This is a genomic window from Cytophaga aurantiaca DSM 3654, from assembly GCF_000379725.1.
In the GTDB taxonomy this organism is placed as follows: domain Bacteria; phylum Bacteroidota; class Bacteroidia; order Cytophagales; family Cytophagaceae; genus Cytophaga; species Cytophaga aurantiaca.
Window position 1 is genome coordinate 90,656 of the sequence record NZ_KB903625.1, and the last position, 25,381, is coordinate 116,036.

The 25,381-nt window shown below is 36.6% G+C and carries 23 protein-coding genes and 2 tRNA genes; 7 read left to right on the forward strand and 18 right to left on the reverse strand.

Features of this window, described 5'->3' with window-relative positions:
• Positions 1-32: 32 nt before the first annotated feature.
• Positions 33-809, forward strand: a complete 777-nt coding sequence (locus A3EE_RS0105275) for an enoyl-CoA hydratase/isomerase family protein (RefSeq protein WP_018342396.1) — start codon at positions 33-35, stop codon at positions 807-809.
• A gap of 25 nt (positions 810-834) precedes the next feature.
• Here A3EE_RS0105275 and A3EE_RS0105280 read toward each other — a convergent pair whose 3' ends face one another.
• The 6 genes from A3EE_RS0105280 to A3EE_RS0105305 all read right to left on the reverse strand — a co-directional run bounded on the left by A3EE_RS0105280 (position 835) and on the right by A3EE_RS0105305 (position 7,168).
• On the reverse strand, positions 835-2,400 hold the full coding sequence (locus A3EE_RS0105280; RefSeq protein ID WP_018342397.1) for a hypothetical protein: 1,566 nt from the start codon (positions 2,398-2,400) through the stop codon (positions 835-837).
• Positions 2,401-2,467: 67 nt separating this feature from the next.
• Positions 2,468-3,757 carry an adenosylmethionine--8-amino-7-oxononanoate transaminase gene (bioA, locus tag A3EE_RS0105285; RefSeq protein WP_018342398.1) on the reverse strand — a complete coding sequence of 430 codons (1,290 nt, stop codon included), beginning with the start codon at positions 3,755-3,757 and terminating at the stop codon, positions 2,468-2,470.
• Positions 3,750-4,367: a dethiobiotin synthase gene (bioD, locus tag A3EE_RS0105290; RefSeq protein ID WP_018342399.1), complete on the reverse strand. Its 618-nt coding sequence runs from the start codon at positions 4,365-4,367 to the stop codon at positions 3,750-3,752. The genes bioA and bioD overlap by 8 nt, the downstream gene beginning before the upstream one ends.
• Positions 4,364-5,488 carry an aminotransferase class I/II-fold pyridoxal phosphate-dependent enzyme gene (locus A3EE_RS0105295; RefSeq protein ID WP_018342400.1) on the reverse strand — a complete coding sequence of 375 codons (1,125 nt, stop codon included), beginning with the start codon at positions 5,486-5,488 and terminating at the stop codon, positions 4,364-4,366. Before A3EE_RS0105295 ends, bioD begins: the two co-directional genes overlap by 4 nt.
• A gap of 148 nt (positions 5,489-5,636) precedes the next feature.
• On the reverse strand, positions 5,637-6,626 hold the full coding sequence (locus A3EE_RS0105300) for a 2-hydroxyacid dehydrogenase (RefSeq protein WP_018342401.1): 990 nt from the start codon (positions 6,624-6,626) through the stop codon (positions 5,637-5,639).
• A 152-nt stretch (positions 6,627-6,778) separates the two neighbouring features.
• Positions 6,779-7,168: a DUF1573 domain-containing protein gene (locus A3EE_RS0105305; protein ID WP_018342402.1), complete on the reverse strand. Its 390-nt coding sequence runs from the start codon at positions 7,166-7,168 to the stop codon at positions 6,779-6,781.
• A gap of 126 nt (positions 7,169-7,294) precedes the next feature.
• Between A3EE_RS0105305 and A3EE_RS0105310 the strand changes: the two genes are divergently transcribed.
• Positions 7,295-9,259 carry an AMP-binding protein gene (locus A3EE_RS0105310; protein ID WP_018342403.1) on the forward strand — a complete coding sequence of 655 codons (1,965 nt, stop codon included), beginning with the start codon at positions 7,295-7,297 and terminating at the stop codon, positions 9,257-9,259.
• Between the two features lie 107 nt (positions 9,260-9,366).
• Positions 9,367-9,522 (forward strand): hypothetical protein, encoded by a 156-nt coding sequence (locus A3EE_RS21800; protein ID WP_157446895.1) that lies wholly within the window; start codon positions 9,367-9,369, stop codon positions 9,520-9,522.
• A gap of 108 nt (positions 9,523-9,630) precedes the next feature.
• Here the strand turns inward: A3EE_RS21800 and A3EE_RS0105315 are convergent, their stop codons facing one another.
• Positions 9,631-9,927, reverse strand: a complete 297-nt coding sequence (locus tag A3EE_RS0105315; protein WP_018342404.1) for a hypothetical protein — start codon at positions 9,925-9,927, stop codon at positions 9,631-9,633.
• 357 nt (positions 9,928-10,284) lie between these two features.
• Here A3EE_RS0105315 and A3EE_RS0105320 point away from each other — a divergent pair, with 357 nt between their 5' ends.
• Positions 10,285-10,962, forward strand: a complete 678-nt coding sequence (locus tag A3EE_RS0105320; RefSeq protein ID WP_018342405.1) for a porin family protein — start codon at positions 10,285-10,287, stop codon at positions 10,960-10,962.
• Between the two features lie 57 nt (positions 10,963-11,019).
• Here the strand turns inward: A3EE_RS0105320 and A3EE_RS0105325 are convergent, their stop codons facing one another.
• The 3 genes from A3EE_RS0105325 to A3EE_RS0105335 are packed head-to-tail and all read right to left on the reverse strand — an operon-like array spanning position 11,020 to position 13,561.
• Complete coding sequence (locus A3EE_RS0105325) at positions 11,020-11,994, reverse strand: MlaD family protein (protein WP_018342406.1); 975 nt, start codon at positions 11,992-11,994, stop codon at positions 11,020-11,022.
• On the reverse strand, positions 11,994-12,767 hold the full coding sequence (locus A3EE_RS0105330; RefSeq protein WP_018342407.1) for an ABC transporter ATP-binding protein: 774 nt from the start codon (positions 12,765-12,767) through the stop codon (positions 11,994-11,996). The genes A3EE_RS0105325 and A3EE_RS0105330 overlap by 1 nt, the downstream gene beginning before the upstream one ends.
• A 2-nt stretch (positions 12,768-12,769) precedes the next feature.
• On the reverse strand, positions 12,770-13,561 hold the full coding sequence (locus A3EE_RS0105335; RefSeq protein ID WP_018342408.1) for an MlaE family ABC transporter permease: 792 nt from the start codon (positions 13,559-13,561) through the stop codon (positions 12,770-12,772).
• Positions 13,562-13,836: 275 nt separating this feature from the next.
• Between A3EE_RS0105335 and A3EE_RS0105340 the strand changes: the two genes are divergently transcribed.
• On the forward strand, positions 13,837-14,379 hold the full coding sequence (locus A3EE_RS0105340; protein WP_157446896.1) for a hypothetical protein: 543 nt from the start codon (positions 13,837-13,839) through the stop codon (positions 14,377-14,379).
• A 98-nt stretch (positions 14,380-14,477) separates the two neighbouring features.
• Here the strand turns inward: A3EE_RS0105340 and A3EE_RS0105345 are convergent.
• Together A3EE_RS0105345 and A3EE_RS0105350 are read right to left on the reverse strand one after the other, a co-directional pair.
• Positions 14,478-14,549, reverse strand: a tRNA-Glu gene (locus A3EE_RS0105345).
• Between the two features lie 113 nt (positions 14,550-14,662).
• A tRNA-Glu gene (locus tag A3EE_RS0105350) sits at positions 14,663-14,734 on the reverse strand.
• Between the two features lie 182 nt (positions 14,735-14,916).
• Between A3EE_RS0105350 and gap the strand changes: the two genes are divergently transcribed.
• On the forward strand, positions 14,917-15,924 hold the full coding sequence (gene gap, locus A3EE_RS0105355; protein WP_018342410.1) for a type I glyceraldehyde-3-phosphate dehydrogenase: 1,008 nt from the start codon (positions 14,917-14,919) through the stop codon (positions 15,922-15,924).
• A 130-nt stretch (positions 15,925-16,054) separates the two neighbouring features.
• Here gap and A3EE_RS0105360 read toward each other — a convergent pair whose 3' ends face one another.
• From A3EE_RS0105360 to lon, 5 genes are all read right to left on the reverse strand, one after another.
• Positions 16,055-16,639, reverse strand: a complete 585-nt coding sequence (locus A3EE_RS0105360) for a DinB family protein (protein WP_018342411.1) — start codon at positions 16,637-16,639, stop codon at positions 16,055-16,057.
• Positions 16,640-17,013: 374 nt separating this feature from the next.
• Positions 17,014-17,745 carry an SDR family NAD(P)-dependent oxidoreductase gene (locus A3EE_RS0105365; protein WP_018342412.1) on the reverse strand — a complete coding sequence of 244 codons (732 nt, stop codon included), beginning with the start codon at positions 17,743-17,745 and terminating at the stop codon, positions 17,014-17,016.
• Positions 17,745-19,142 (reverse strand): ATP-dependent protease ATPase subunit HslU, encoded by a 1,398-nt coding sequence (hslU, locus tag A3EE_RS0105370; protein WP_018342413.1) that lies wholly within the window; start codon positions 19,140-19,142, stop codon positions 17,745-17,747. Before hslU ends, A3EE_RS0105365 begins: the two co-directional genes overlap by 1 nt.
• 15 nt (positions 19,143-19,157) lie before the next feature.
• The gene (porQ, locus tag A3EE_RS0105375) at positions 19,158-20,189 is read right to left on the reverse strand and encodes a type IX secretion system protein PorQ (protein WP_018342414.1); all 1,032 of its coding nucleotides are present in this window, start codon (positions 20,187-20,189) and stop codon (positions 19,158-19,160) included.
• 65 nt (positions 20,190-20,254) lie between these two features.
• Positions 20,255-22,729 (reverse strand): endopeptidase La, encoded by a 2,475-nt coding sequence (gene lon, locus A3EE_RS0105380; RefSeq protein WP_033417580.1) that lies wholly within the window; start codon positions 22,727-22,729, stop codon positions 20,255-20,257.
• A gap of 155 nt (positions 22,730-22,884) precedes the next feature.
• Between lon and A3EE_RS0105385 the strand changes: the two genes are divergently transcribed.
• Positions 22,885-24,990 (forward strand): OmpA family protein, encoded by a 2,106-nt coding sequence (locus tag A3EE_RS0105385; RefSeq protein ID WP_245553807.1) that lies wholly within the window; start codon positions 22,885-22,887, stop codon positions 24,988-24,990.
• 162 nt (positions 24,991-25,152) lie between these two features.
• Here the strand turns inward: A3EE_RS0105385 and A3EE_RS0105390 are convergent.
• Positions 25,153-25,381: integrase core domain-containing protein (locus A3EE_RS0105390; RefSeq protein WP_018342417.1), on the reverse strand; the 229-nt coding region annotated here is incomplete at its 5' end.

The following is a 25,381-nucleotide window of genomic DNA, read 5'->3' on the forward strand; positions in this document are numbered from 1 at the left end:
CTGCTTATATTTATTTTATACTTTTATAACGTATGGAATTTGTACAAACCACCATCAGCGATCGCATCGGCTTTATCAGCTTAAATCGTCCGGATAAACGCAATGCACTTAATTTTCAATTTGTAAGTGAATTGAAGGAAGCATTTCAATCTTTTGCGGCAGATCCTGCTGTAAAAGTAATTATTCTAAAAGCCGAAGGAATGGCATTTTGTGCCGGTGCAGACTTAGAATATCTTCAGCAGTTGCAGCACAATACCTACGAAGAAAATTTAGTAGACTCCACACATCTGATGGAGCTCTATAAATTAATCTATACATTAAACAAAGTTGTTATTGCACAAGTAAACGGACATGCTTTAGCGGGAGGCTGCGGATTGGTGAGTGTATGTGATTTTGCATTCAGTATTCCGGAAGCAAACTTTGGCTATACAGAATCGCGGATTGGTTTTATTCCTGCAATTGTGATGACCTTTCTGATTAAGAAAATCGGCGAGTCGAACGCGCGCATGATGTTGTTAAGCGGAAATGTGATCAAAGCTGCAGATGCACAAAAATATGGTCTTGTAACAAATATTATTGATTCAGAAAACGAACTTGAAGAAGAAGTGTTAAAATTTGCGGAACATCTGATCATACACAACTCCGAAACATCCATGGAGCTTACAAAAAAAATGTTGGCCGAAATACAGTCGATGCCATTAAACGAGGCATTAGCTTATGCTGCTAAAATGAATGCCACTGCACGTAATTCTTCTGATTGCAAAAAAGGCATTGCAGCATTTTTAAATAAAGAAACGCTTAAGTGGTAAAAGATCAGTAAATAATTCCGTAGAATTATTTACTGGCCAGATCGTAGGTATGTACCATGGTTTTCTTACCCAGAATACCTTTTTTGCCAACCAGCACCAGTTTACTCTCCCACCACAAGGTATAGTTGCGCAACAGCACCAAACCATCATCATTCGAAAGAGATAAGTCTTTTACTTTGCTTCCGCTCAGTTCGTCCCACTCTACGTATTTTAATAGATTGTATACACCCGTTGCATTATCGCTGCTGGCATATACCATACGGATCTTACCTTCGTCGCTGATATCCATTGAATACGAAGCATGTAATGTACCACCCGTAATATCATTCACCTGATTTTTGGCATAATAATTCTCCCACAGCAACTGATCGTCTTTGTTGAAAGCCATCATAATCACTGACTCAACATGTACTTTACCCAGCTTCACCATCCAGTTTTTAATATCGTTCACACTGGATGATTCATACTGATATCCGATCACCTCCAGATTTCTTTTTTCAAGCACTAAAACAATTTTTTCATATTCATTTAAACGAAAATCTGCGATCTGATAATTCATCCAGTTTTCTTCACTTGAAAATAATTTAGTAGAAGTATGTACTGCTTTAGAAGTTTGCAATAAGCCTTCAGACAAATCATGTATATTTAATTTCTCTACGATACGATCTCTAAAATTAAATTTAGAATACATGATGCCACTGAACTTTTTATTAGAAGTAATAACATTGGCAACATAGATTTCATCGTCATTAAAAAATTGCAATTTCAATCCTTCTCTTTTTGAAATCGTACTCTGCACATCCAAGAAGATCATGTCACGTGTTACCGGATTGAAACGAACTAAAACAATACGTCCTAATTTATCGCAGTTCAAAATATGAAGCTCCTGCTTATTATTTACAAAAATACCATAATTAATAAAGTTATTATCTACACTCACTTTTGAATCCTGCAACACATTCAATTTTGTATCTAAAATGATGGTTGTTGCAATAAGCGTTTTTTGACTGTAATCAAATGTATAAACAAGAATGGTTTTTTTATCCGGAGAAAATTGAATGGTATACTGATACTCTAAAGGCGTATTAAAATTATAAGTTAAGTTGCTTGAGATCGCTAACTCGTAGGTTTCTTTTGTTGCACCTTTAGATGGATATTCAAGCCATGCAGCAACTGTCTGCTCATTGATTATTTTATCGCTTTTTAATACTCCCGTTTCCAGATTGAAAACATAAACTTTCAATGCTTTCTTCTTTTGAAAAATATCATGTTTCTCTGAAAATAAATAAATTTCATTTTCTACTACATGAATTTCTTTATAATCTTCATTAACGTCTATTGTAAGCGGCGTACTAAAAACGGCAGCTAAGTTCATATCATACTTTTGCAGCAAAAAAGAAGACGGACTTAATTGCGAACCTTTAGTTTTATTCAAACTTATAAAGTGCTCTTTTCCTACAGGTAAACTCAATATCTGTTGGGTCGTTTCTATGTTGGAACTCGCAATAGTATATTCCGCACTTTTAGTTAAAACCTGAGCATACCCGCTTACAGCAAGTATATAAAAAATGAGTGTTATGATGCGATTCATGCGAATTTATTTAATTTATTGACTTTATGTATACGTGTATACATACGCAATACGGTTGCATGGAGTTTTATTTTTTATCTAAAACTATCAACATTTCTTCAACAGTTTTATAAATGCGATTCAGCTCTTCATTTGTGATAATGTAAGGTGGTAAAATGTAAATAATATTTCCTAATGGCCTCAATAAAATACCTTTAGCAATAAAAAAATCATATAAAAAATGCCTCATCTCATGCTCATACGTTGTCTTCCCATTCGACGTTTGAAGCTCAATTGCCAGTATTGTTCCAAGAGATTGAATACGTTTGATATTTTTATGATTAACATATGTTAAAAAAAACTTTTTATGAGCTGCTTCAATACGCTTAATATCGTTTTGGCATGGTTCGGATTCAAATAATTCCAAACTGGTTAAAGCCAATTTACAGATGGTTGCATTAGCAGTATAGGAATGTCCGTGAAAGAATGCACGATTCAATTCTTCGGTTAAAAAAGGTGCTTCTACTTCCCGTGTACATGTTGTCACACCTAAAGGCAACAAGCCTCCGGTGATCGCTTTTGAAAAACACATGATGTCGGGATGTGTTTCACAATAGTGTGAAGCGAATTTTTTACCCGTTCTTCCAAAGCCCGTCATTACTTCATCTGCAATGCACAATACGTTGTGTTCTCTACACAAACGAATCATTTTATCAAGCATCGCAGGACTGTATGTACGCATGCCTGCAGTGCCTTGAATAAGTGGCTCGTAGATAAATGCTGCAACCGTGTCGTCCTTAATATACGATTCCAATGCAGATAACACGGCTTCATCATTGGAACCATCCGGAAACGGAATAAACACCACCGGATTTAACAACGATTCAAAAGCTTCTGTAAATAAGCCGCGCGCGCTAACAGACATAGCACCAAATGTGTCGCCGTGAAACGCGCCTTCTATTGCAACAAAGGCAGTTTTATTCTGCCCTTTATTTTTCCAGTATTGTACAGCAAGTTTTAATGCAACCTCTACCGCAGTGCTTCCATTTTCAGAATAAAAAACACGCTGCTGCTCACATGCAACCACCTCTAAAAAACGTGTTGCAAACTCTACCGCAGGTTTGTGTGTAAAGCCTGCAAACAAGGTGTGATCTAAAGACAGTATCTGTTCTTTAACAGCATTTGCTAATACTTCATTCGCATGTCCATGTATGTTCACCCACCAGGAAGATATTGCATCCAACAACGTTGAACCATCTGCTAAATGCAGATACATACCTTTCGCAGAAACAACTTCTGCAACAGGTCTTTTAGTTAATAAGGGAGAATACGGATGCCATACATGCGCTGCATCTGTTTCAATAATATTTTTACTCATACCAGTTTTCAAATAATTTCACTGCATATGCATTGATCACAGCGATGGTAATTTCTTTTTCCGGATATACATGCAGCAGCATTGTGTATCCGGTATGTTTTAAAATAATCCGTTCAGTTTCTTCATTCGCTGGACCATTAAAAATAATTCCTTTCACTTTAATATTTCTCCGCTTCAATTCCTGCGCAGTAAGTAAGGTATGATTGATACTTCCCAGATAATTATTTGAAACCAGAATTACTTCTGCATCAAATTGCGGTATCAGATCTGCTACAACATCTGCATCGTTCAGCGGAACCAATACTCCGCCTGCACCTTCTATTATAAGATCATTGCCATTGGTCTCCGGCAATTGGATCTGCGACAAATCTATTTCTATTCCCTCTGCCTTTGCAGCTGCATGCGGCGATGCAGCAAGTTTCAACGCATATGCTTCGGGATGAATCATAGAATGACCACTATGCAGCATTCTACGCATCCACAAACTGTCTGTTTCTACACCTGCCTGTACAGGCTTCCAGTAATCAGCCTGCAATGCATTTGCAAGAATTGCACTGACAAGTGTTTTGCCCGAATCTGTTGAGATGGCTGTTATAAAATATTTTTTCATAAATTCTTTTTGAGAGCAGCAAGCAATTCTTCTATCTGTGTTTTTGTATTGAATGCGTGCACACAGAAACGCAAACGCTCTTCGCCTTTTTTCACAGTAGGCGAAAGGATTGGTCGTACATCAAATCCGGATTCCTGTACAGCAGTTGCCAATTGCTTTACGTTATCCGTCCCCCCTACTTTCAACACATGGATCGGACTAGTACTGGCTATGTATCCTTCAAAGGAATGTAAGCCTGCAGAAAGCTGCTGTATATTTTTATTTAATGCTTCGATCACCGAAGCAGATTGTTCCAATTTTTCAAACGCAGCCAGTACCGATAAAAATGAATGCGGTGAAAATGCGGTTGTGTAAATGAATGGTCTTGAAAAATTAATTAGATAATCAATTAATTCTTTAGAACCAGCTACACAGGCTCCATGTATCCCCATTGCCTTTCCAAAGGTATGAATACGGATATCGATATCATCTGCAACGTTTTCAGCAAGCACCAAACCTTGTCCGATTGCACCGGAGGTGCCGGTAGAATGTGCCTCATCAACAATGATACAGGCATTGTATTTTTTTGAAATCCCGATGATCTCTTTTAACAATGCTTGATCACCATCCATGGAATAGATGGATTCAAGCACAACAAAAATATCACCTTTCGATTTTTTGATCTTTCGTTCTAAATCTTCCAGATCATTATGACGGAATGAAATACGATCTGCAAAAGACAAACGTGCGCCGTCTTTTAAACTTGCGTGAATCAATTCATCGTATAAAATGGTATCGCCTTTTTGAGGCAACGCAGAAAGCACGCCGAGATTCGCTGCATAGCCGGAGTTAAATAATAAGGTGCTTTCAACCTTAAAAAATTGAGCCAGATACTGCTCGACAGATTCTGCCAATGCACTGTTACCCGACAACAAACGTGAACCTGTAGATCCGTTACAGACTTCCAGATTATAACTCAATTCTTTTGAATGAATTTCTTTTTGTAATTCTTTATTGCGTGCAAATCCGATATAATCATTTGAAAAAAAATCAATCAAACCTTCGCGCACGCTCAACGTTCTGAAAGCATTCTCCGATTTGCGTGCTGCTAATTTTTTTGAAATGTTATCTTTATACGACATTCTTATTTTTATAAGCGATGATCTGAATAATCAATCATCTTAACGAATACGAATATAAGTAAATCCTTTAAAAGTCATTTTAATAAAGGGGTGAATTGAATTTGAAGTACGCGATTTACGTGTATACACCTGGATGAAACAACATGATTTACAATTCATTTACAGCATTACGACCATCTTTCCACGCATTCAGATTTTCTAGGGTTGTTTGAACAATGCTTGTTAATGCATTGGTTGTTAAGAAAGCCATATGACCTGTAACCAGTACATTTTTGAATGTGAGCAAACGTGCAAAAACATCATCGGTAGGAATGGACATGGTATGATCATTAAAGAATAATCCCTTTTCATTTTCATATACATCAATTCCCAATGCACCTATCTTTCCGGATTTCAGACCTTCAATAGCATCAGCGGTGTTAATAATTGCTCCCCTCCCTGTATTAATAATAAATACTCCATCTTTCATTTTAGCAATTGAATCCGTATTGATCAGATGTTTGGTAGCAGCATTCAGCGGAGCTTGTATGATGATGATGTCAGCGTTCTGAATCAGTTCATCTATAGATACATATTGTAAACCGTAGGCCTTAGCATACTCCTCATTCGGTTTGGGATCATAACCCAATAATGTACAGCCAAAGCCCTGTAAAATTTTTGCAGTGATTCCTCCAATTTTCCCGATGCCTACAATACCAACTTTTTTGTGATGCAGATTAAATCCAACCAAAGGATCCAATTTGAAATTGTAACTTTTTACCCGCTTATCTGCTTCAACAATTTTACGCGTTAATGCCAGCAACAAAGCTACCGTATGCTCTGCAATGGAATGCGGGGAATAAGCGGGCACATATGCTACATGCAGACCTAATTGGTGTGCAGCTTCATGATCTGTCTGATCGTGGCCTGCAGCACGTATCGCAATGCCTTTAACACCCATTGCAGCAAGTTTTTCCAATACCGGTCTTGAAGCATCGTCGTTTACAAAAATACAAACTGCAAAAGCATCTGCAGCCAAGTGTACTGTATCGATACTTAAAGCGGTGCCTACATATTCAAATGTAAATGCATGATCAGCAGTTGCCTCAAAATGGGTTTTATCATACGTGTTTGTGCTGTATACAACAACTTTCATCATAATAATCTAAATTAAATACGTTACTATAAAATTGGATTAAAATATCGACAATACACAACTTAAAAAATATATAAAAAATAATGCCCTTTGTGACAAGCAAAGGGCATTACGAAAATAAACTATAAACTACATTAAACTAAACAACAAACTATTTATTGGGTTGATTCACCGCTGATAATTTCACCTCTGAGATATAAAATCGTTGTTGCAGGTGACGTATTTGTGATGATGTACAAAGACTTTTCAAATGTTCCGGATTTGTTTTCAATTTTGAATCCGCCACGAACAATTGCTGTTCTCCCAGGCATGATAGGCGTTTTAGGCCATTGCGCCAGTGTACAGTCACACGAGGTTTTTATATCCTGAATGAGCAATGGTTCATTTCCCGTATTGGTAACAACGAAATTATACCATAAGGTATCTTTCCCTGCCTGAACCTTGCCAAAATCATGCCCCATTTCTTTAAACTGAATATCAGCTTGTGCATTTGAATAAAATGCGCAGGAAAACACGAATACGATTAATAAATAAATTCGAGACATATATGCAAACGGTTATATCTGTTTTAGTACAACTATTATGCCATAATCAACGAAATAAGTTTACTTTTAGTTTCATAATCTCTTTTTTAAATTATGCGTACATAATAGCACTAACCAACCGTAGTTATGAATCCTGTCAATCCCTCGAAAAATGATGCGTGGAAGCTGTTTTTAAAAGAAAATCAGAACGCCCCTTTTAACTCTATTCTTCAGGGCTTTAAAACTATTTTTTCAGAAAAGGATGTGCCTGTAGTATGGACTCCGGACCAATATCCGCTTGCCTCAAACGTAAGTATCTGGATAAAAGATCTGAATCTTTCGTATCCGGAATTTTATGATTGGTCCATTAAAAACAAAGCCAAATTCTGGGAACATATTATTAAATCCATTCCCTTAAAAATTAAAACTCCTTATACTGCAATACTAAAAGAAGCTGCCGATCCGGATCAAACCAAATGGCTACAGGACGCAACATTCAATATTGTTGAAAGCTGCTTTCTTGCGAAATCAGATCAAACTGCTTTTTATTATCAAAGCGAACAGTCTCCAGATATTATCCAGATAACCTATGGAGAGCTACAAAAAAAAGTACGTGCCTGTGCGGCTGCACTGAACGCTCATGGAATAGCAGCAGGTGACCGCATTGTTCTGTACATTCCTTTTAGCATCGAAGCAATTACAAATTATTTAGCACTCATCTACATTGGTGCAGAGCCGGTGTTGGTTGCCGATAGCTTCTCTGCTATTGAATTAAAAAAACGTATTGACATCATACAGGCAACAACCGTTATCACAACTGATTTCTATTGGTATGCAGATAAAAAAATATCCGTTTTACCAAAAGTTCTCGAAGCAAATCCTGAGCGAATAATACTGCATACAGCTGAAATAGCAGATGCCTACAGCATCCGGAATAATGTCAATGATATTTTACTTACGGATCTATTAAATTTCAATGCTGCTGCAACAGAACCGTTTTATCATTCAAGTACAGACACCATTTCAATTTTATTTTCATCGGGGACTACAAAAGAACCCAAGGCACTTCCCTGGACCGCGACAACACCCATTAAATGTGCTGCCGACGGCAAATTACTGCAAGACATTCATGAAGGAGATGTTGTTACCTGGACCAGTGGCATGGGCTGGATGATGGCCCCCTGGCTCATTTTTGCAAGTTTACTCAATAAGGCAAGCATTGCCATTTATAGTGGTGCATATTCAAAAAAAGAATTTATAGATTTTACCATTCAAACGAAGGTTACCGTCTTAGGAACCATTCCATCTGTTGTTAAAAGCTGGCGCGCACAGGACTTTGGAAAAATACCGAACTGGAATGTGAGGGTATTCAGTTCAACAGGCGAGCCTTCAGACATGGATGATTATTTATATTTACTTTACATGAATAATTTCAAGGCCCCGATCATTGAATACTGCGGCGGAACTGAAATAGGTGGTGGCTACATAAGTAGCGCTGTTGTGCTTCCCAATGCACTTTCTTGTTTCAATACAGCAGCACCTGGCAGTCAGTTTATTTTGATCAACGAACATAAAGAAGTGCTTTCAGCAGCAGGCTCAGGCGAAGTATTCATCATTCCGCCAGCAATCGGTCTATCTCAGCAATTGTTAAATAAAAATCACCACGAAGAATATTATTCTGAACTTCCGGCAATTAAAAATTATCCATTGCTTCGAAAACACGGAGATGGTTTTACAATTCAACAACTTGATGGTATCAGCTATTATAAGAGTATTGGTCGTACAGACGACTCCATGAATTTGGGTGGCATCAAAATCAGTTCGATTGAAATCGAAACAGTAATTAATAAACATGCTGCAGTTTTTGAAAGTGCAGCAATTGCTTCGCAGGATAAAAACGGCGGACCGGAAAAATTAATTCTTTTCATTCATCCCCTTCTGTCAATTTCAGATATTTCTGCTTTTCAGAACGAATTACAAAAAATGATTCAAAAAGAATTAAATCCTCTTTTTAAAATTTTTGCAATCTGTTTTAAAGAAAACTTCCCCAGAACGGCTTCCAACAAGCTAATGCGCAAAGAATTGAGAAAAGAATACCTTGCGCATCAATAATATATTTCAACTTCAAAAACTCTTCAGAATGCGCCCAAGTTATCTACAGATTTGGTATGTATACTTGTATTATAAATTAATAATTGAATCACAAAACAAGTACTACTATGAAAAAATTAATCGTATTCAGCACAATAGTATTTACTCTACTTGCGTTTAATGTATCGGCTGCTACAGCATCCCATGGTCATAAATATCACGCATCAAAATCGCATAAAGTGAAGCATCACCACGGTCATTCTGATCCGTCTTACCAAAATTAATATATAGTAGTTCCCAGTAATATATATAGTAGTTTCCAGTTTAGTTAAAGTAAAAGAGTCACGCCATAAGCGTGACTCTTTTTTTATTTTTGTGAAGAAGGTACAAAATCAATTCAATGATATTGGCGGCATAGAATATTGTGCTGTATTATGAAATGCCAGCTTGTGGATAGAATAAACCATATAGCTTATCAATGGAAATGTCGCTAAGATCTCTCCCACTTCTTTTTCACTTTCAGCCACAATCGTAACCCAAAGTTTTGTTCTATCAGACGACAAACTATATGAAGTTACAATACCGCTATGCATATAGGTATTAATCATACTTCGTTGTGAAGGAATCAACGAAACAAACTCGTCGTCTGCTTCATCCGGAAAGTCTATGTCTATTAAATATTGATCCATGCTTTATATTACGCAAAACATAAATAAGTAACTAGATTTTTTTATTTATTTATTTTATTTCTTCTATTAAATCCTTTTTTTGATCCAACCCTACTCTAATACTTTTGCATATAAACGTGAAGTACCCGGATTCAGTTTTTGGGAAATTATACTAAAATTACCTTCCAGGAACGTGGCTAGGATTATTTTACAGGGGACAGTATGGGACATAATTTCAATCAATACATCTTCACCTAACCGAAGTTTGACGCCTTCCTTTAATAGAAAATAATTCTGATACCATATTTATTTGGTGTATGTATCCAGAACTGAATATAAAAAAATATATTTACACTTCTTTTTATTTAACAAACAACTATGAAACAAATTTTAATTGCTATCGGAATTTTTTTTATCTGTACACAAGCATATAGCCAAGTGTATATTGGTTTATCTTCAGGAGCATCTATAACAAAATTCAGCGGGAAAGATCAGGGGCTATTCAAATTCAATTCGCTTGTAAGATTCAATATTGGCATACCGGTGCTTTTTAAATTAAATCAACATGTTGGATTTGAATCCTGCATATCTTATATCAATATGGGCAGTACATTAAAATATGATTTAAAGGTTATAGACCCTAATGATCCTATTTATCTTGCATTAAAGAATACCGAACTTTATTTCGCATTGAATTACCTATCTGTACCTTTAACATTTAATTATTCTTTACCTATTTCAAAATATTCGCTGTATGCAAAAGCCGGAGGCTATTTTTCATATGCACTCGATGCAAATATTACAAACAACAAATCCGATGACAAAGAAAATTTTAATTTAAAAGATGAAAAAATGAGACGAACTGACCTAGGATTACTTGTTGGCATTGGCGGTACAAGAGAATTGGGTAATGGTTTTATTTTTCTTGATGCACGCTATATGATTGGCTGCAGCAATTTAACAACCGATAAATATTATGGACTCAGACAAGATGCATACAACCGGGGCTTATTTTTAAATATAGGTTATATGTTTAACCTGGGCAAAGCACAGTAACATTCATTATAAATGAAAAAAGAGTCCGATCTGGACTCTTTTTTCATTTATAATTTTCTATTGCTTATTCTTCTTTTTTTCTTCCTTCTCCTTACGCTTAACAGCACCTCTAAGCAGGAAGCTTCCTTTCAGCAATTCCAGATCTTCATCTAATTTCTGAGAACTGGTTTCAAGATTTTTAATTGTTGCTTTTAAATGCGCTCCGGACGCATCATCATGTAATAATACTCCGATTGTACTGTTGGGATCCTGACTAGCAGTTTTTAAGTTATTGACCATCACTGCTGCAGAATCAGCCATCTGCTGAAGCTTGTCAATACTTGCAGACATGGATTTAAACATCACAGTATCTGTAACAAGTTCGTTCAGTAATGTACCTTCATCATCCAATTTAGCAGTGTAATTAGATAAAGATGCTATTAGCTCCTGCGCTTTTACAGACGCCTGCTGAAGGGACTTTGTTGTTGCATTGATGTTATTAAAGATGGATTCATCTGTCATCAGTTTACCAATAGTACCTTGTCCATCTACCATTCGTTTACTGATTATTTTAAAGTCATTTGTAATGGCGAGAATGTTTTTATTGTTCTGCTGAAGCGTATTCATTACGTCATCTGTTGAAAGAATAACACCTACAGTCAATACATCATTTTCTTGTATTTCTCCGGCTTGTTCTGTACCACCATAAATGATCAGAATTTTATTCCCGATCAATCCATCCGAACCAAGTTTTACCTTTGAATCTTTGCGAATGTATTTCTGAGAATTCTGATCAATATTCATTTCTACTTCTACCTGTGATTTTCCGTAGAACTGCAGCGATTTAACAGTACCTATTTTCACACCTGAATACCATATATTACTCCCCGGCAGCAATCCGTTTACATCATCAAATACAGCCGTGATTTTCATCTTTTTTGTAAATGTTGTATGCAAATTACCAACCGTTAATATACCTGCCAGCAATATCAATATTCCAACAAGCACGAACATACCAACTATGACCGCACGTTTATTTGGTGACTCTTTCATTATTTAATAAAATTATAATTATAAAAACTTTGTATCCGTTCATCTTTATCTGCAAACACGTCTTCAAAAGAACCTGTTTTTACAAATATCCCATCCAGCAACATTGCAACACGATCACCTGTTTCCTTGGCACACGTTAAATCGTGTGTAATGATAATAGAAGACGTATTGTATTTTTGCTGCACTTCGTTAATCAATTCATTTATTTCAAGACATGTTATCGGATCTAAACCGGATGTAGGCTCATCATACAACATGATTTGGGGCTTTAGAATCAACGTACGGGCAATGCCTATACGCTTGCGTTGTCCTCCAGACAAATCAGATGGCATCTGATTCAATTTATCAATTAAGCCTACTGCTTCCAATACTTCTTCTACTGAATCTTTAACTTCCCCTTTGCTCAGATTTTTAAAATTCATCGTTAAAGGAAATTCCAGATTTTGACGCACATCCATACTATCATACAAGGCGCTGCTTTGAAAAGCAAAACCTATATGGAGTCTTAAGGCATCCAGTTCTTTTTGACTTAATTTATCAACTTCTTTTCCTAATACCTCTACCACTCCGGAATCCGGCTTCAACAGACCTACTAATATTTTAATTAAAACCGACTTACCTGTTCCTGATTTTCCGAGTACGACAACATTCTCTCCTTTATGAACATCCAAATCAATTCCTTTTAATACATGCAAGTCGCCAAAGGATTTGTACAATCCTTTAATGGAAATAGCCTTTTCATTTATATCAATATTGTGTGCTTTCTTTTCCATTTTTAGAAAAATCTAATCCAATTACTTATCTGTACAATCACAATTTCTTCAACGAAAATAAGAAACATGGATGTTACAACTGCCTGGTTTGCAGCTTTACCAACACCACGCGTACCTTGAGTTGCATTAAATCCTTTATAACAACCTACAATTCCGATTGTAAATCCAAAAACCAACGACTTGGTAACGGAAGAGAAAATATCTATAAAGTTTATATCACTAAATCCACTTTGGAAAAAGTTGGAAAAACTTGTTGTATCATTTGCATGAACATTTACAAATGCACCTAACAAGCCTACAAAACTACAGTAAAATGACAACACACATACCATCAATGTTGTAGCAATAATCCTGCTAACAGCTAAATATTTAAATGGATTAATTGCGGATACTTCCATCGCATCAATTTGTTCCGTCACTTTCATAGAACCTAATTCTGCACCGATACTTGAACCTACCTTACCCGCACATATTAATGCGGTAACAAGCGGCCCCAATGCACGAACCAATGCGATTGAAATAAGAGAAGGTAACCAGGATGTTGCTCCAAATACTTCAAGGGAAGGTCTGGATTGTTTTGTAAAAACCAAGCCCGTAACAAAACCCGTTAGTGTAATCAATGGCAAGGATTTTATTCCTACTTCATAACACTGATCTATTACCTGACGAAAATGAAATGGTGGTTTAAAAACCTGCTTAAAAAACAGTGCAATAAATGCAAAGGCATCATACACTCCTTTGAAGGTTTCATCAATTCCTCTGGAAAAAATATATGGCCTGATTTTTTTAGTCATCTAAAATTGTACGTATTTAAGGAGATTAAAATTATTATTTTTAAAATTGTCAGATGTTTTTATTTAATAACATAAGTTACTACAATAAAGCAACGCGGGCAACATATGTAAGAATATAATTTCCGATATGCTGCCACATATGTACGACAATGTTTTTTAAGTAGAGTTACACAATAAAAAGAAATAGTTACATTTATATGAACTTATAGATTTTGATTTTATTTTTAATCAAAATTACATCTCAACATATCGCATACATAAATCTAAAATCATTCATGCAAGAATCAGATTCTACAAACATCTTTAGTAGTTATTCAGACGAAAAGTTACGTACAACATTAGATGACCTAAGTACGCTGGACTCAACTGCTATCGTTTCGTTGAAACAAGAGTTCATGAATAGAGAAATGTTTGAAGAGTCTTTTGCTATTGATACATTTTTTAGTGCTAAGTTCGATCCATCAAAACTTTCTTTAAAAGAAATACAGAAATTAGTATCCGATCGACTGCAGACAGGCGAATCTATACAAAGCATCAAACTTGACCTTGCAGATCATGGAATTACATTTGAAAACTTAATCAACAAGGAAGCCATATTGGTTGATGCAATTTCTAATAAAATTGCAAACGCAACAGACGAAAGTAAAGATGAAGCCTACATCAATGCAGAATTAAAAAAGGAATATAACTTCAGCGATGAAGAAATTATTGATGTAAAAAAGAATATAAAAGGTCGAAACCGCTTGTATGTAATCCTAGCAATATGTGTAACACTGTTTTATCTAGCAAGATTTATCCTTAGACTTATGATGTATTAATGGTGTATTCATCTTAAAAAATTTACAGGGTAAACATTCACTACCTGAAAAAAGAAATCCCTTCGCTTGATATAGTTATAGCAAAGGGATTTTAGTTGTAGCCTGTACGGGAATCGAACCCGTGTTTCGTCCGTGAAAGGGACGCGTCCTAACCCCTAGACGAACAGGCCTTTTTAAATAAATTTGTTTTAATCAACCGTTAAATTTCAACTATGTGAATTCGGGATTGATGCAGAAAAAGAAAAGCTCACTTAACTGAGTGAGCTTTAACGTATAATCTCTGTAGCCTGTACGGGAATCGAACCCGTGTTTCGTCCGTGAAAGGGACGCGTCCTAACCCCTAGACGAACAGGCCTTTTTCTAAAGGTTTGCAAAACTAGGAATTTTTTCGACAATTACAAAACCATTGAAACTATTTTTTGCCAAAATAAATAAAAAGGCCGCTGGTTTGACTTTGGGGATGCGTTATTGTATGTTTGTAGCTTATTCTGTATTAGTGCAGAATTGTATAAGTTGAAAGTTTAATCTTTAATAATTATGTCAAAAATTAAAGTTGGTATTAACGGCTTCGGTCGTATTGGTCGCTTAGTTTTCCGTGCTGCGGTAAAAAACCCTAACATTCAAATAGTTGGTATTAACGATTTGATTGATGTTGACTACATGGCATACATGTTGAAGTATGATTCAACGCATGGTCGTTTTGATGGTTCTATCGAAGTGAAGGATGGTAAATTGGTTGTTAACGGAAACGCTATCAGAGTGACTGCAGAAAGAGATCCTGCAAACTTAAAATGGAATGAAATTGGTGCTGAATACGTTGTAGAATCTACTGGTCTATTCTTGACTTTAGATACTGCTGACAAACACATTGCAGCTGGTGCAAAAAGAGTTGTATTATCAGCTCCTGCAAAAGACGATACTCCTACATTCGTAATGGGTGTAAACAATAAGTCATATACTAAAGATATGACAATCGTTTCTAATGCTTCTTGTACAACAAACTGCTTAGCTCCTGTAGCAAAAGTATTGAACGATAACTTCGGTATCCTTGAAGGTTTAATGACTACTGTACACGCTGCTACTGCTACTCAAAAAACTGTTGATGGTCCGTCTGCAAAAGACTGGAGAGGTGGCCGTGGTGCTTACCAGAACATCATCCCTTCTTCTACTGGTGCTGCAAAGGCTGTTGGATTAGTTATTCCTGAATTAAAAGGAAAATTAACTGGTATGTCTTTCCGTGTTCCAACTGCTGACGTTTCTGTTGTTGATTTAACTTGTCGTTTAGTTAAACCTGCTTCTTACGAAACAATCAAAGCTGCTATGAAAGCTGCTTCTGAAGGCGACATGAAAGGGATTCTTGGATATACAGAAGATGAAGTAGTTTCTACTGACTTCTTAGGCGATGCACGTACTTCAATCTTCGATGCTAAAGCTGGTATTTCATTGAATGAAAACTTCGTTAAAATCGTTTCTTGGTATGATAACGAATGGGGTTATTCAAACAAATTGGTTGATTTGATTGTTCACATGGATACTGTTAAGTAATTAATTAACGTTTCCCTTTAATATTAAAATCCCCCGATTGGTATCGGGGGATTTTTTTTGCTATCTACACAAAAAGACCTGTATAGATCGGGATCTATACAGGCCTTTTATATTTCACTAATATCCTCAACTATTCATATGTAGGAAGATCCGGGATATCGTCAAACTCTTTCACTTCCGTTTCTCTGAAATTGCTTCGAACTTCATTATCTAGTTTTTTCTTTTGACGAACATGATGACGGAAATGCATCTCTATTAATTGAAACCATTCTTCAGCCGATAGATAGCCCAGACTTGGGTGCTTTACTTTCTTCGTTGGTTTTTTATAATCAATTTCTTTAGCAGCTTTATATACTACTTTTAAAAACCGGTAAAAATCATCCTTTACTTTTTCAGTACTTAACGGCTGACTCGGTTCTTTATACGGATTGCTTTTGTGCTTATACGGCAAATAACTTCCTACTGAAAACTGAATGAATCCCTTAAAAGATTTACCCTCTTTTTTAGCACTCACATCTTTCGTCTGAAGACATTCCTGAATTGCTTTAAGATGAACTTCCTGGGAATATATAAGCAAGTGATCATATAGCTGGCCAATTGTCCAACTTGTAGGATTTACCTTCTTCTTGAATTGATTTGTACCATAAAAGTCCAATTCCTTTAACCAATACTTAGACAAGGGTAATAACTTCTTATATGTATCTTCTGCGCTCATTATAACACGTTCATTGCTATGTGCAATATTAATTATAATTCACGTCAAAATAAGTAGCTGTTAATAAAATCAACGCAATTAATAACCAGGTAGCGGTAAAAATTAAAAGGGATGACATTTAAAAAAATATCATCCCTTTCATTAGAAGTATAGTATAAAAGATATCAAAAATATTGTCCCTAAAAGTATAAGACAAATATGTACCTTATTTATTAATAAACAACAATTTTAAAGAATAATATTCATTGATATATATCAACAAATATTATTATAAATTGAAAATCAATCAATTAATAAAATTTTAAATATATTAATTAACATACATTTATATGTAATATAAATATTTGAATAAAGAAAAAGTGTTTAAACATCTATTAATTGAGATCTCTAAGCGAGAAAACCACATCCGGAAAATGTTCCGGGTCATCTAAAATTCTGCAGTATTTTCGGGCAATTACTTCGGGTGCTACCAATTGACCGGATGCCTGTAATGCTAAAAACCGATCCACCGTTGAAAAAGAATCAGAAGTGGTTTCTCTTATCTTTTGCTGCATCGCTGTATCAACCACACCTGGCGCAACCGAAAAGATTCGTGTGCGATTGTCACCCGCCAATTCTAATTCTCTTGCAACATGTCTGGAGAAATGATCTAAGCCGGCTTTAGCTGCTCCATATAGCGACCAACCATCAATTACCTTTGCTGCTGCTCCTGATGATACAGACAAGATAATACGACTGTTGTATTTGCTCTTCGGAATTTTAAGGAACGCACTTATCAATTGTATGGATGCAATCAAATTCACTTGCATTAAACGCTGAATCTCTACTTCAGAATATGCTTGAGCATATTGAATCGGATCAATAACTCCGGCGTTATTTATCAAATAAAGTTTTTCCGTTTCTGTGTGTTTCGCTTTAAAGATTTCAGCAGTCTTTGCTACCTGTGCAGGATCGCTCAGGTCTGCATACACATGTGTGTAATGTATATGTTCAATCGTACAAGTCCTGGATATTCCTATGACACGCGTATCCTCTCTTTCCAATAACACTAATGCTATTGCCTTTCCAATCCCGGAAGAAGTACCGCTGATGTAATAGGAGTTCATTATAAAATAAACTGACTTAGATCTCTATTTTTAACCAACCCATTCATTTTCTGATGCACATATTCTTTTGTTATTACAATCGGTGCTTCACTCATTCTTCGATCCGGCACTTCAAACAACAGCTCATTCAGCAAATGACTCATAACAGTATGTAATCTTCTTGCACCTATGTTTTCAACTTCAACATTCAACTCAAATGCAATTTCAGCAATCGCTTTCAGCGCATCGTCTTCAAACGTTATAACAACATTTTCTGAACTCAGCAATGCTTCATACTGTCTGGTCAGGGCATTTTTAGGCTCTTTTAGGATATGATAAAAATCTCCTTGAGTAAGACTGTTTAATTCTACACGGATCGGAAACCGTCCCTGCAATTCAGGAATCAGATCAGATGGTTTAGAAATATGAAATGCACCTGCTGCAATAAACAAGATGTGATCTGTATGTACGATACCGTATTTGGTGTTTACAGCACTGCCTTCCACAATCGGAAGTAAATCTCTCTGAACCCCTTCTCTGCTGACATCCGGACCGCTTCCCTTTTTAGAAGAAGCTACTTTATCAATTTCATCTATAAATATAATTCCCATGTTCTCTGCTTTACGAATGGCTTCGTCTTTTACATCGTCCATGTCAATTAATTTAGCAGACTCTTCTTCCATTAATATTTTACGCGCTTCAGAAATGGCAAGCTTCCTTTTTTTGGTTTTCTTCGGAATCATATTTCCGATCATTTCCTGAATGTTCATCATAGATGCTTCATCCATTGCACCGCCCACAACGCCAACACCGGGTCCTTGCTGCTGTACATTAATCTCTACTTTACGCTCATCCAATTCACCTTTGCGAATCTTCTCACGAAACAATTCTCGTGTACGTTCATTTAACTCTTCATCATTGTTAGGCACCTCTGTACTATCAACAGGAACATCTGAGCGATTGCTTTTAAAACCTAAACCTGCTGATTTAACAGGCGGAATCAACAGATCTAAAATAATATCTTCAACAACCTGCGCAGCTTTTATTTTGACTTCTTCTTTCTTCTGAGTCTTAACCATGTTCACGGCCTGCTCTACCAGATCGCGTACCATGCTTTCTACATCGCGGCCAACATAACCTACTTCTGTAAATTTAGATGCTTCAACCTTAGTAAATGGAGCATCTGCAAGCTTTGCAAGGCGGCGTGCGATTTCAGTTTTGCCAACACCCGTCGGACCAATCAACAGGATATTATTCGGCATAATTTCTTTTCGCATATCTTCTTGAGCATACATCCTTCTCCAACGGTTGCGCAATGCAATTGCTACATTTCGTTTTGCATCTGCTTGTCCGATTATATACTTATCCAACTCCGCTACAATTTCTGTAGGTGTTAGTAATCCTTCTAAAGCTGCCATCCAAATTTTTATTTATTATTTCTTAATCCATTCATTGATATTCAATCCCAAAGTAAAAAAGCTGCTGCCTCCTTTGATTGAATAATACGTGCGCGTAAAGCCAATATCAAATTTCTTTACACGCATCATGAAACCCCAGGAAAGACCGGCTCCTGCAGAGCGGTCCTGCAGACGCATTTCTCTTCTCATTAAAAAATTATATCCAAAACGTGCGTGAATATTCTTTGTCAACAGCAATTCGCCGCCAATTACAAAATGTCTTAATAACTTATCTGAAAACGTGGTTTCAATTGGAGTCACCGTTCCATCTAAATTCACTTTCACATTAATAGACGGGTCATTATAAACAATATCAAATTTATATAAATGATGTGTCGTAAGTGAAAAACGCAACGGCATATGTTCCGGTTTAAACGTTGCACCCAACTGTATATCAAAAGGTAAATTTACGGGTTGATCTTTTACGTAATTATTCAGATTGAAACCAACATTTTTAAACGTTAAGCCCACCGTCAATTGTTGCTTGGGATGCTTATAAAGCGTCCCAAAGTCAACCATTACAGCCGAAGCGTTATAGGTCTCAATGGAAGAATGAACGTATTTTAAATTTGCGCCCATTGAAAACGGCCCGAGGCTTTTTGCATATCCAAGAATCACTGCATATTCATTCGGACTAAAAACTGCTCCTGTAGCATTGCCCGAAGCATCTATCTGATCTATTTTCCCATAACTGAAATAATTCAATCCCACACTTAAGGTCCCTTTATCTTCCTTTAATTTATAGGCACCAAACAGTGTTGTTTTTTTTATGTCTGCAAAAAATGGTTGATAGGTAAAGCTAACGGTTTTATGAACGCTATCATTTAATAAAGCAGGATTTGAATAACCCATTGCAACATCTCTATCCTGGATCGATACGTTGTATCCGCCAACTGCTGCCTGACGGGCTGCAACCGGCACTTCAAGAAAAGAATAGCCTGTACGTCCGCCTAATTGGGCCAGCGATGTGAAGGGCAACAAAAGAATCAAATAAATAAAAAAACGCATTCGTATCATTTTATTAGCAAAACGTAAAACGGAAGCAGATGGTATCTGCTTCCGTAATTTACTTGTTATTTTTCTTTCTTTTTTGATTCTTCCGGAATTTGAAGATTAAAAGGCTTCTTAATTTTTTGTTTCAGCAAGGCAATTGCCAACACTTCATCGGCCGTTTCTACAAAATGAAATTTCAGATCGGCAATATCCGGCTGGTGAATTTCTTCAATATCCTTTTTATTCTTCACACTCAAAATAATCTCTTTAATGCCTGCACGTTTTGCTGCAAGAATTTTCTCTTTGATCCCTCCGACTGGCAATACTTTGCCACGCAAGGTAATTTCACCCGTCATAGCCAGAGCAGGTTTGATCTTACGTTGAGTAAACGTAGATGCCAAAGAGGTATATAAAGCAATCCCTGCAGAAGGACCATCTTTAGGCGTTGCTCCAGCCGGTACGTGCACATGCAGATCAAAATGATCAAACACACGATAGTCGATACCGATCGCTTCAACATTTGCTTTCAACAAAGAAAGTGCTGCACCTGCCGATTCTTTCATCACATCACCCAGCTGACCGGATAACGTAAGTTTACCTTTGCCTTTACTTATAATAGATTCAATCGTTAAAATCTCGCCGCCATAAGGCGTCCAGGCCAAACCTGTAACAATACCTGCCAACTCATCCTGCTGATAGGTGTCTTTTTCAAAATCCTCAGATCCCAATATTTCACGCACCTGCGCAGGTTGAATCTTTTTTGTGTATTCGTTGCCCATTGCTACCGATACTGCAACATTTCGTACAACAGCACCAATCTTACGTTCCAGATTACGAACACCCGATTCGCGTGTATAATCTTCAATGATCTTAACAATCGCTGCGTCCGTAAAAGAAACAGACTTCGGTTTTAAACCATGCTCTTCTTTCTGCTTCGGGATCAAATATTTTTTAGCGATCTGGATTTTCTCTTCCAACGTGTATCCATTGATTTCAATGATCTCCATACGGTCTCTTAATGCAGGCTGTATGCTTTCCAATGAGTTCGATGTAGCAATGAATAAGACTTTAGACAGATCGTATTCAACTTCAATGAAATTATCCATAAAGGTTGAATTCTGTTCCGGATCCAATACTTCTAACAAAGCAGAAGATGGATCGCCTCTGAGATCTTTAGAAATTTTATCGATCTCATCTAAAATGAAAACCGGATTTGAAGATTCTGAACGCTTGATGCCTTGGATAATTTTACCCGGCATTGCACCGATGTAGGTTTTGCGGTGACCTCTGATCTCAGATTCATCATGCACACCCCCCAACGACATACGCACGTATTTACGATCCAATGCTTTCGCAATAGATCTCCCTAATGAAGTTTTACCAACACCCGGAGGTCCATACAGACAAAGGATAGGCGCCTTCATGTTATTTTTCAACTTCAACACCGCAAGATATTCCAGTATGCGTTGTTTCACTTTCGCCAAACCAAAATGATCTTCGTCTAATATTTCTTTGGCATGTGTTAAATCAAAATTATCTACGCTGTTTTCACCCCAAGGCAAATCAACAAGCAACTCCAGATAGTTAAATGTTATGGGATAGTCGGGCGCCATCGGATTCAACCGCTGCATCTTCGACATCTCTTTATCAAAATGTGCACGAACTTTATCCGACCATTTTTTAGTCAATGCACGTTCTCTCAAACGATCAAACTCCTGCTCTGTATTGAAATCTCCAAGTTCATCCTGAAGTACTTTGATCTGTTGACGCAGGAAGTATTCGCGCTGCTGCTGATCAATATCGGTATGTACTTTTGTATGAATATCCCGCTTGATCTCCAGCATCTGAATGTCTTTATCCATCAGCTGTAGAAGCCACGTAGCGCGATCAGCTGCATCGTCAAATTCAAGCAATTTCTGCTTATCTTTCAACTCTGCATTGATGTTCGAAGATAAGAAATGCGTTAAGAAATTTTCACTTTCAATATTATTGATAGCAACCTGTGCATCCTGAGGAATTTCAGGATTCATTTTTAAAATTTTGGTAGCTGTTTCTTTAATCGTTTGAAGCAGACCTTTTACTTCTTTCTTAGCCATATTCGGATGTATGTCTTTCAACATCGCAACCTTAGCCTGTAAGAAAGGTTCTGTTTGAACTTCTTCTGTGATTTGAAAACGGCGTTTCCCTTGAATCAGAATGGTAGTGTTCCCATCGGGCAATACAAACATGCGCAGAATCTTAGCAACTGTTCCTACTTTATAAATATCCTGAAAACCGGGTTCTTCAGTCTTTTGATTTTCCTGAGCTACAACACCAATTGTACGATCGCCTTTATAGAATTTCTTAACCAATCGAATAGATTTCTGACGGCCAACAGTAATAGGAATAACAACACCGGGAAAAAGTACAATATTGCGAACGGGCAAAATTGGCAAGATACCGGGAAACTCCTCTTTGTCCATTTCCGCTTCTTCTTCGGGAGTTATTAGTGGTATCATATCCACTGTCTCTGTCTCTAAAATATTTGATAAAAGCGACCACTCCGATTTATTCATTTTACTCATATCTTATGCTACTCCGTTCCTATGCCAATATGGCATTTTTTTAGGATTATTTGTGTATTTAATCTAATTAGAACTATATTTATATAAGTTTTACAATTCGCATGCCATTATACATTTTTAACAAATTAGTTTTCAAATTAATTGAGTTGGCCAAATTCAGTTTAAGTATCTTACTTGTACTGACGTTTCTACTCATTTATAATGTTGGCTATTCTCAAAAAAAGAAAAATAAGAACACTTTTGTGACCATGTCCGAACATGGTCAATTAGACAGTGTTTCTGTCATCCGGTCAGAATATCAGTTTCAATTTAAGAATATCAATGTAATTCCATTTTATTACAACGAAGCTGAATTCTTAAAAATTAAAAAATTAGAAGAAGCGAAGAATTACAAAGAATTGTTGCCGCACATGGAACGATATGTGAATTCTTTTGGTATCCAGAATTTCAGCAGAAATACCGACATGATCTGGAAGCTAGGCAGACTCTATCAGCTGTTTGGCTATAACGACAGAGCGTTATTTTTATACAGAACGGCATTAAAAAATCTTCGAGGAAAAAGAATAGAAGAAATTAAAACCTATTACGATACCATTACTGCTGCAAGCCTGGACAAATATGTTCCGTTAGAATATTATTATCAATTAGTTGAGTATCGCAAAACGGTAGATACACTGTATCCACCTAAAAGTGTTTTCTTAAACATGGGAGAATTGGTAAATGATCTGCGTTACCCGGATTACGGACCAACAATGAACGTAACTGGAAATATTTTAATTTTCACAAAACGTAAAAAAATATTAACTCCTACAAAATTAACATACAGAGAAAATGAAGATCTGTATTATTCTATAAACTACGATGGTTTCTGGGATGAAGCACTTCCTTTCTCAAACGTAATTAACTCACATTGCAACGAAGGCTCTGCAACAATTAGCCGTGATGGTAAAACACTCTATTTTGCACGCTGTATTGTACCTGACTTCCTATATGATTGTAGAGATTGTATGGGTTCATGCGATATCTATGAATCACACATGGATGCAGATGGCAAATGGTCTGTGGCACAAAACTTAGGCATACAGGTAAATAGTATTTCCTGGGATTCACATCCTACGCTCTCTCACACAGAAGACACCTTGTATTTTGCATCTGACCGGATTGGTGGTTTTGGCTTGTCAGATATCTGGTATACATACAAACTTCTGAAAGGAGGCTGGGCACCGGCTCAAAACATGGGACCTGTAATCAACACACGTGGCAACGAAGTAAGTCCGTTCTATCATCCGATACATCATGTATTTTATTTTAGCTCTAATGGACAGTTATTGAATTTCGGAAAAAGAGACAGCTTGGATTTCACGTATCATACCTACGATATTTATAAAACCCGCCTGCTTGAACATCTATGGCAAGAGCCTAAAAATATAGGTCCGCTTGTAAATGGCCCCGGCGATGAATATTATTTCACCATCGATTCAAAATCACGCGATTTATTTTACTCTAAATCTGAAGTTGACAACCTGGCAAATTTAGATTTGTTTAGCTTCCCATTGCCAATGGAGGCACAGCCATTAGCCTATACGAAGTTAAAAGGTTCTCTTACCGATTCACTAACAAACGAACCGTTCAAAGGTATTGTATCTGTTATCGATTTAACAAATGGAATTGAAGTAGCACCCAAGTTTATGCGTGAAGATGGGTCTTTTGAATTTGATCTGAATAATGAAAATGAATATTTATTGGTTATTCAAGGGGATGATTTCTTTAGAATTGAACACAACTTCAAACTTGAAGGAGATACAACGATCAACCTTCAGACCAACTCGATCAAGTATAACAAATGGAAATTCACTTCCTTAGAATTTAACAACAATAGTTCTGAGATCCTTCCTGAAATGGAAACCGATTTGAATAAGGTAGTTGATTTTTTGGTTGATCATCCTCAAATCAAATTGATCATTTCCGGACATACAGATGGAAGTGGTGATCCTTCTGCAAACCTAAAATTATCTCAAGCACGTGCAGATGCTATCAAGGAATACATTATAGAAAAAGGCAGTATTGCTGCGGACCGCGTTGAAGCAATTGGTTATGGAAGTCAGAAGCCGATCATTCAACAGGAAACATCTGAAGCAGACAGAAAAATCAATCGTCGTGTTGAGTTTGAATTGATCCGAAGCGCTGCACCTCCTGTAGAAGAAGAAAATAATTCAGAAGAAGAAGTAGAGGAAGAAACAACCGGTGAGTAATACGATTTATTCGGCGCATTATTAAACTCTTACGTTCTTCTCATAATCACATCGTCTCTAATTACCTAATACAGAGTTTCAACACTTCAACAATGTTGCTCAAAACTCTCAGATATGTGTCGTCCTGAAATAGCGATACAGTTTTACAAGGATACCAATTTATTAAATAGCATCACATTTTTGTGATGCTATTTTGCTTTTATATGTTCTCATTTTGATTTTAGATTGATTATGCATCTGTTGAGGCGTTTCATAATAATTTGAATAATGTGGTCTTTCCGTGTTGTAAATATCAATTGACTCAGCAACCAATAAACGCATTAACTGTAAATCCTTAATGCTTATTCCCTCTAAGAATTCTTGTTTAAGTATACCATTCACGCGTTCTGCA

Excerpts from the sequence above, each read along its gene's own strand:
- porQ (WP_018342414.1), bottom strand. The coding sequence starts at position 20,189 with ATGCGTTTTTTTATTTATTTGATTCTTTTGTTGCCCTTCACATCGCTG.
- A3EE_RS0105310 (WP_018342403.1), top strand. The coding sequence starts at position 7,295 with ATGAATCCTGTCAATCCCTCGAAAAATGATGCGTGGAAGCTGTTTTTA.
- A3EE_RS0105325 (WP_018342406.1), bottom strand. The coding sequence starts at position 11,994 with ATGAAAGAGTCACCAAATAAACGTGCGGTCATAGTTGGTATGTTCGTG.
- A3EE_RS0105280 (WP_018342397.1), bottom strand. The coding sequence starts at position 2,400 with ATGAATCGCATCATAACACTCATTTTTTATATACTTGCTGTAAGCGGG.
- A3EE_RS0105275 (WP_018342396.1), top strand. The coding sequence starts at position 33 with ATGGAATTTGTACAAACCACCATCAGCGATCGCATCGGCTTTATCAGC.
- A3EE_RS0105340 (WP_157446896.1), top strand. The coding sequence starts at position 13,837 with ATGCAAGAATCAGATTCTACAAACATCTTTAGTAGTTATTCAGACGAA.
- A3EE_RS0105365 (WP_018342412.1), bottom strand. The coding sequence starts at position 17,745 with ATGAACTCCTATTACATCAGCGGTACTTCTTCCGGGATTGGAAAGGCA.
- A3EE_RS0105295 (WP_018342400.1), bottom strand. The coding sequence starts at position 5,488 with ATGTCGTATAAAGATAACATTTCAAAAAAATTAGCAGCACGCAAATCG.
- A3EE_RS21800 (WP_157446895.1), top strand. The coding sequence starts at position 9,367 with ATGAAAAAATTAATCGTATTCAGCACAATAGTATTTACTCTACTTGCG.
- hslU (WP_018342413.1), bottom strand. The coding sequence starts at position 19,142 with ATGGCAGCTTTAGAAGGATTACTAACACCTACAGAAATTGTAGCGGAG.
- bioD (WP_018342399.1), bottom strand. The coding sequence starts at position 4,367 with ATGAAAAAATATTTTATAACAGCCATCTCAACAGATTCGGGCAAAACA.
- A3EE_RS0105360 (WP_018342411.1), bottom strand. The coding sequence starts at position 16,639 with ATGAGCGCAGAAGATACATATAAGAAGTTATTACCCTTGTCTAAGTAT.
- A3EE_RS0105300 (WP_018342401.1), bottom strand. The coding sequence starts at position 6,626 with ATGATGAAAGTTGTTGTATACAGCACAAACACGTATGATAAAACCCAT.
- gap (WP_018342410.1), top strand. The coding sequence starts at position 14,917 with ATGTCAAAAATTAAAGTTGGTATTAACGGCTTCGGTCGTATTGGTCGC.
- bioA (WP_018342398.1), bottom strand. The coding sequence starts at position 3,757 with ATGAGTAAAAATATTATTGAAACAGATGCAGCGCATGTATGGCATCCG.
- A3EE_RS0105330 (WP_018342407.1), bottom strand. The coding sequence starts at position 12,767 with ATGGAAAAGAAAGCACACAATATTGATATAAATGAAAAGGCTATTTCC.
- lon (WP_033417580.1), bottom strand. The coding sequence starts at position 22,729 with ATGAATAAATCGGAGTGGTCGCTTTTATCAAATATTTTAGAGACAGAG.
- A3EE_RS0105305 (WP_018342402.1), bottom strand. The coding sequence starts at position 7,168 with ATGTCTCGAATTTATTTATTAATCGTATTCGTGTTTTCCTGCGCATTT.
- A3EE_RS0105320 (WP_018342405.1), top strand. The coding sequence starts at position 10,285 with ATGAAACAAATTTTAATTGCTATCGGAATTTTTTTTATCTGTACACAA.
- A3EE_RS0105315 (WP_018342404.1), bottom strand. The coding sequence starts at position 9,927 with ATGGATCAATATTTAATAGACATAGACTTTCCGGATGAAGCAGACGAC.
- A3EE_RS0105335 (WP_018342408.1), bottom strand. The coding sequence starts at position 13,561 with ATGACTAAAAAAATCAGGCCATATATTTTTTCCAGAGGAATTGATGAA.